Annotated in this window: 5 protein-coding genes; 1 reads left to right on the top strand and 4 read right to left on the bottom strand. The window is 40.8% G+C overall.

Translation table 11 applies throughout. From position 1 onward, the window contains the following. Window positions 1-185: 185 nt before the first annotated feature. Window positions 186-1,190: a LacI family DNA-binding transcriptional regulator gene (locus JK188_RS15785; protein ID WP_211886580.1), complete on the top strand. Its 1,005-nt coding sequence runs from the start codon at window positions 186-188 to the stop codon at window positions 1,188-1,190. Window positions 1,191-1,248: 58 nt separating this feature from the next. Here the strand turns inward: JK188_RS15785 and JK188_RS15780 are convergent, their stop codons facing one another. The 4 genes from JK188_RS15780 to JK188_RS15765 all read right to left on the bottom strand — a co-directional run bounded on the left by JK188_RS15780 (window position 1,249) and on the right by JK188_RS15765 (window position 5,994). Then, on the bottom strand, window positions 1,249-2,220 hold the full coding sequence (locus JK188_RS15780) for an ABC transporter permease (protein ID WP_036954045.1): 972 nt from the start codon (window positions 2,218-2,220) through the stop codon (window positions 1,249-1,251). A gap of 10 nt (window positions 2,221-2,230) precedes the next feature. Beyond that, the gene (locus JK188_RS15775; RefSeq protein ID WP_036954047.1) at window positions 2,231-3,715 is read right to left on the bottom strand and encodes a sugar ABC transporter ATP-binding protein; all 1,485 of its coding nucleotides are present in this window, start codon (window positions 3,713-3,715) and stop codon (window positions 2,231-2,233) included. Window positions 3,716-3,889: 174 nt separating this feature from the next. Beyond that, complete coding sequence (locus JK188_RS15770) at window positions 3,890-4,750, bottom strand: ABC transporter substrate-binding protein (protein WP_414153954.1); 861 nt, start codon at window positions 4,748-4,750, stop codon at window positions 3,890-3,892. A 170-nt stretch (window positions 4,751-4,920) separates the two neighbouring features. Beyond that, a complete protein-coding gene (locus JK188_RS15765; RefSeq protein ID WP_211886576.1) occupies window positions 4,921-5,994 on the bottom strand; it encodes a zinc-binding dehydrogenase in 1,074 nt (357 codons plus the stop codon). Window positions 5,995-6,515 lie beyond the last annotated feature (521 nt).

Here is a 6,515-nt window from a genome sequence, read left to right as displayed (position 1 = left end):
TGATTCAAATTAAGAATATTAGGCATAAGATGCTATTGGTTTGATGTATAAGAAAGAAAACTGATTTATCTTCAATGATAAACAGGTATAATGGATTAATCGCAATTCTTATTCAGCAGCGACATCAACAGAACACGCTATACCCTACCAAATACAATAATCATTACAGGTTGACTAGCACAAATATGACTAAACAAGATAGTTCAACAACCATCATTGATATCGCCAAACGCGCGAATGTGACCGATATTACGGTATCTCGAGCTTTTAATCACCCAGAATTGGTAAAAAAAGAGACGCGAGAAAAAATACTCGCTATCGCGCAAGAATTAAATTATGTCCCCAATGTATTTGCTCGGAATTTAAAGAATAAAAATAGCCGCATTATTGGGGTTGTTACGGACAGTACCTTTAACCCGTTCTATGTTGTATTAATCCAGACGGTTTCCCGCTTAGCGAAAGAGAAAGGGTATCAGGTGATGATCTTTGATACCGATAGCGATGAAAAAGCCGAGCAAACGGCTATTGAAACCTTAGTCAGCTATAAGGCTAGCGGTATTTTACTTTCGCCTGTGCGTGACGATAAAGCCTATCAACCGAGTTATTTATCACTGATTGATCAGCATAAAGTCCCTCTGGTTTTTGTTGACCGTTCTATTTATGGCAAAGATTACCCTGGGCTATTTTTGAAGAACTTTGAAATCGGGGCATTAACCGGTAAATATCTCAATCAGCAACGCAGCGAAAATACCTTAATTGTCTCAGGGCCTGAGCATTCTGAAATTAGTCTTTCACGCTTAGCGGGTATTTATGACCAATTTACCAACCGTAAAAATATTCATGTTCTGTACAGTAGTTATATTTTTAGTAAGAAAGATGAAGAGTATTTAAGAGATAAAATAAAAGAACTCTATACACCCAATATGTATATCGTGGGGTTAAACGGAATTATTACCGCGGGGATGTACAAAATTATTTCTGAACTCGGATTATCTTGCCGTTATTTCTCGGTGGACTTACCGCCTTATGCTGATACTTATCATTTATCGATTTCAGGCGTTCACCATGACTCAGTTTATTTAGGTAAACGAACAGCGGAATTACTGTTTGCAGAGATAGAAGGTGGTACCACTAAAGAAACGGGTTCCAAGCAAATTTTCGTCAATGGAAAACTTGTGACTTACGATTAAAAAAATAAGGATTTCATCATGAAATCCTTATTTGTTGTTTTTCGTAACAGCGTGAAAATCAACGCTTCATTGAGCTAATTAAGGTTGCGCCCCAGATAATTAAGCCTTTTACAATATATTGAACGTACGGTGAGATACCTAGCAGGTTCAAGCCATTGTTTAGCACGCCTAAAATCATTGCGCCGATCAACGTACCGATGATCATCCCGCGACCACCTGCGATAGAAGCGCCACCCAAAACCACGGCTGCAATGGCATCAAGCTCAAAACCGACACCGGCATTAGGCTGTCCGCTCATAACGCGAGAAGTAAAAATCAGCCCGGCAAATGCCGCAGTGAAACCACTGATGACGTACACCAACATTTTATAGCGCTCAACGCGGATACCACTTAAACGCGCAGCCTCTTCGTTACCGCCAATGGCATAAATATAGCGACCGAATGGAATATGATTAAGCACCACATAAAAAATTAGATACAGACCCAGCATTAACAGGATAGGTACTTGAATTCCCATCAATTCTTCACGACCCCAAAAAGCAAACTCTTGAGGTAAGCCAGAAATAGGGTAGCCACCGGTGTAAATTAGCGCTAAGCCTTTCGCAATAATCATGGCGCCTAAGGTCACGATAATTGGCGGCATTTTACCGTAAGCAGTTAAAATCCCATTAATAAATCCAAACGCGATACCAGATAACAGACCCAGAGCAATGGCAATGGAAGGATCCATACCATAATATTTCATTAATCCAGCCATCAATGTACCAGATAGCGCCATCACCGCCCCAACGGAAAGGTCGATCCCTCCGGTTAAGATGGCAAATGTCATCCCGATAGCAATGATTGCATTAATAGAAACTTGGCGGGCAATAGTAGATAAGTTATTTACCGTTAAAAAATGCTCATTAAAAATGGACATGCAAGCAAATAAAATAATTAACCCAACGAGAGGTAAAAATGCCGGTATCTTGGTTAATTTGGCAAAATTAAATTTATTCTTCGCTAGTGGAATTGTACTTTGGTTAGACATAGTCATGATCCTATATAATATTGCCGGCCGCATGTAACATAATCTGGGTTGAGTTAATCTCGTCCCCACTTAATTCAGCAGCAACTTCACCATCTCGAAACACCAAAACCCGATCGCTCACGCCAATAACTTCAGGCAGCTCTGAGGAAATCATAATAATTGAGATCCCTTTTTCGGTAAGTGAACGCATTAATTGATAGATTTCTGATTTTGCTCCGACGTCGATACCCCGTGTAGGCTCATCGAAAATAAGAATTTTGGCTTGTTTATTCAGCCAACGTGCAATCACCACTTTTTGTTGGTTTCCACCGCTAAGCGTTGAAACCGCTGTATCTGCTTCTGGTGTTTTAACTTTGACTTGCGAAATTAAATCAAGAGATAACAAATGTTCTTTTTTATTTTGAATTAAGAACAGTTTTTGAGCGTGGTTATTTAGCCAAATATTTTCTTTAACTGAGAATGGCAAAACCAAACCTTGGGTTTTACGGCTTTCAGGTAAAAGTCCAATGCCTAACTGGAGCGCTTGTGCCGCAGATTTCATTTTGACTTCTTGCCCCTCTAGAACCACTTTTTTCTTGTAGGCTTTATCCGCGCCCATCATGGCGAGAATATTTTCAGTGCGGCCAGAGCCGACTAAGCCTGCAAGACCGAGGATCTCGCCTTTTTTCAATTGAATGCGATTGGTTGGGCTAGAAGCAAACCGTTGAATTTGAGCGTCGAGAATGACCTCTTGTCCATCAAAATGACGTTTTGGCGGGTAGATATTTTCGACTTCACGACCCACCATCATTTCGATGATCACATCAAGGTCGGTATCATCCACCTTACGGGATCCAATATATTGACCATCTCGCAATACGCTAATGGTGTCGCAAATTTCATAAATCTCTTCCAAGTGGTGAGAGATAAAGAACATGCCGACGCCTTTTGCTTTCAGGTCACGCATCACATCAAATAGGTGATTGGCTTCTTTGGGGGTTAATGTTGCCGTTGGCTCATCTAGTACCAATATTTTGGCATCCAGAGAAAGCGCTTTGGCAATTTCCACAAATTGTTGTTCAGCAATACTTAAATGACTAATGGGTTCATCAATATCAATATTAACGCCCAACTCAGATAGGATTATCTGCGCTTTTTCACGCATCAGCTTTCTATCTAATAAGCCAAATTTATTTTTAATTTCCCGGTTTAAAAAGATATTTTCAAAAGCATTTAAATAAGGGATTAACGAAAACTCTTGGAAAATAATACCGACGCCCGCTTTAATGGCATCACGATAATTATGGAAGGTGTACTCTTCGCCTTCGATAAGTATTTTCCCGCTATCTGGTTTATGAATTCCACACAGCACTTTCATTAGCGTTGATTTACCCGCACCATTTTCACCCAGCAGTGCGTGTACCTCTCCTTTTTCTAAAGAGAGATTAATATTATCTAGCGCCTTAACCCCAGGGAAAGTTTTACTGACATCTTTTAATGCTAACAATTGCATCATGTTGCTTCCCTTATTTTCTTTACCGCTTAAAAATGGGTAACAAAGCGAGTTGGAAAGTGAAATGCTTTCCAATAAACAGAGTGTCATTCATTTTTATTAAGAGTATTGCGCCGGGGAATAATCCGTAGGCGCAATACCGAGCTCGACTTACTTATTTACTTTATTAATTGCTGATTACCAATGGAAATCTTTAGCATTGGTTTTATCGATTAACTTAACATCCAGAGGAACTTCTTTAGGTACGTTAGCTCCCCAGTGTTTTGCTAAGCCCATGGCTAAACCAATACGTACTTGGTCACGTGGGAATTGTGCGGAAGTAGCGATAAACGGTGAATTACCTTTGGCAATTTCAGCGACGGCTTCAGGAGAACCATCAACACTCACCAGTTTCACATCACGACCCGCAGATTCGATTGCCGCTAATGCGCCTAAAGAACCCACATCGTTCACACTGAAGATACCATTCAAGCCAGGGTTAGCTTGCAGCATGTTTTCAGTGACGTTCATCGCAGTATCACGCTCTTGTTTACCGTTTAATTTGGTCACAATCTTGATGTTTGGATACTCTTTCATGGCGGCTTCAAAACCACGAACACGCTCAAGGATTGGCACGACAGGGATACCATCAAGGATAGCCACTTCGCCTTTACCACCTAATGATTCACCTAAACGTTTACCCGCCATTAGACCTGCTTCGTAGTTTTTAGAACCCACGAATGAGTCGATTGGACCGTTAGCTTGTGCATCGATTGCAATCACCACGACACCCGCTTTTTTCGCAGCTAATACAGCTGTTTCTGCACCCACGCTATCTGCTGGGTTAATCAGCAGAATATCGATTTTTTTCTGAAGCATATCTTCGATATCGCTGGTTTGTTTTGAGACATCGTGTGCCGCATCAGCGATATAAAGTTGAGCGCCCATTTCACCTGTTGCGCTTTCTAAAGCCTCTTTCATGGTCACGAAATATTCGTTATTCAGTTCTTGAAACGACATTCCGACAGAAACCGGTTTTGCTGTCGCGTTAAAAGCCATGCCCAGTGTTAAAATGCTTGCTGCAACAGCTAACTTTTTAAATTTACTCAACATAAGATGTTCTCCTAAAGAGCCTTTAGTGTTATAGGGTACTGCTAATATTTATGATTATTAATGACTTACTTTAATTATGCTGATATTGCATTTCACTATATTGCACTACAACAGCATTATGGCTTGATAACGACTTTGATAGAGTCTGCCGATTTCGCCATAACAAATGCTTCTTCCCAATCATCGATTGAGTAGAAGTGGGTAACGATATCGTCAGCACATACTAACCCGCGGCTAAATAGGTCAATGGCGACCTCGTAGCTGTATGGGCCTAAGTGAGCACCTCGGATATCTAACTCTTTACGGTCACCGATAATTGACCAGTCTACGGTGGTCTCTTTACCGAAAACGCTGAACTCGACGAAGCGACCCAATTTACGGATCATTTCTAACCCTTGAGTCACGCCGATTGGAGCGCCAGTCGCTTCGATGTACACATCGCAACCGTAACCTTCGGTCATCTCTTTCACCAGTTTGATGGCATCTTCTTTCAGTGGGTTGATCACCACATCAGCGCCAAATTTCTTCGCTAATTCAAGGCGTTCATCGATAGCATCGATAACAACTAATTTTTTCGGGGTTTTGAGTTTCGCGACTTGGATCATGCACAGACCCAGTGGACCTGCGCCTGCGATAACGACAACGTCATTTAAATCGATATCACCGCGACGAACGGTATGGATAGCGCAGGCCATTGGCTCGATTAACGCCGCATCGTTTTCTGAAAGCTCATCTGGAATTTTGTGAATAATGGCACGCTCAGAAAAACGCATATATTCCGCCATCCCACCATCGGCAACTTCTTTTTGGAAGCCGTAAATATCATGGGTTTCGCACATCCAATACTTGCCTGACTTACAGAAACGACACTCCCAGCAAGGCACGATTTGTTCCGCTAAAATACGATCACCTACTTTCAGACCATATTTTTCGCCAGAACCTTCGCCCAGCTCAGCAACGCGTCCGTAAAATTCGTGTCCTGGTACGACAGGGGCTTTGATCCATGGGTTTTCACCCCAGAACATTTGAGCGCCATCATTCGCTTTACAGTCACCTGCACAGATACCGCATCCGTCTACTTTGATGACCACTTCACGAAATCCTGGTGTTGGTCTTTTAATCGCTTCAAAGCGGTAATCATGGGGGCCATGACATACAACAGCTTTCATTTTTTCAGGTAGGGTACTCATATTCTAATAACCTCATTCTGGATGTTGGCTATAATGTTGACGTCAACATTAAACGTCGTTTTTGTAAGTAAACCGTTCTCTTTGTAACGCTTGACGGCTAAAAATAATAATAGTGTGAGAAAAGTGATGCTCTATTGTTATAAATAAATTGTTTGGTTTTTAATATGACGACGTCGTCATTTTTGAGAGATGCTAAATAAAAAAGTGATAATTGTGATTCAAATCCTATTTTTTATTTAAAAACTCTTTTGTTTATGAGGTTTGTTTGCCAGACAAAATGCAAACTATAGTGGATGCGATGATTTTCGAAAGAGTATAATTAGTTTCGTTATTTTCAGAAGTGAAGAATCTTTGAAAAAACATTTCAGCTAACACTTTAAGGTGAAATTTGAATTAGTTTGCGTCATTAATGTGATCATGATCGATTTGGCATGGTGTATAAATCCTGCTAAAGTTAGTAATGCAGCAGCACCAAGCAAGACTTTAATTCGCATGTTTTCCCTCATTTTTTATTGTGTTTT

This window comes from Providencia sp. JGM181, from assembly GCF_018257375.1.
Classification (GTDB): domain Bacteria; phylum Pseudomonadota; class Gammaproteobacteria; order Enterobacterales; family Enterobacteriaceae; genus Providencia; species Providencia lanzhouensis.
Note: the sequence above shows the minus strand (reverse complement) of the source record. Positions and strands in the feature narration are given on the sequence as shown.

Bases quoted from the DNA above. Each gene is read 5' to 3' on its own strand.
- JK188_RS15785 (WP_211886580.1), top strand. From the start codon at position 186: ATGACTAAACAAGATAGTTCAACAACCATCATTGATATCGCCAAACGC.
- JK188_RS15780 (WP_036954045.1), bottom strand. From the start codon at position 2,220: ATGTCTAACCAAAGTACAATTCCACTAGCGAAGAATAAATTTAATTTT.
- JK188_RS15775 (WP_036954047.1), bottom strand. From the start codon at position 3,715: ATGATGCAATTGTTAGCATTAAAAGATGTCAGTAAAACTTTCCCTGGG.
- JK188_RS15770 (WP_414153954.1), bottom strand. From the start codon at position 4,750: ATGGCTTTTAACGCGACAGCAAAACCGGTTTCTGTCGGAATGTCGTTT.
- JK188_RS15765 (WP_211886576.1), bottom strand. From the start codon at position 5,994: ATGAGTACCCTACCTGAAAAAATGAAAGCTGTTGTATGTCATGGCCCC.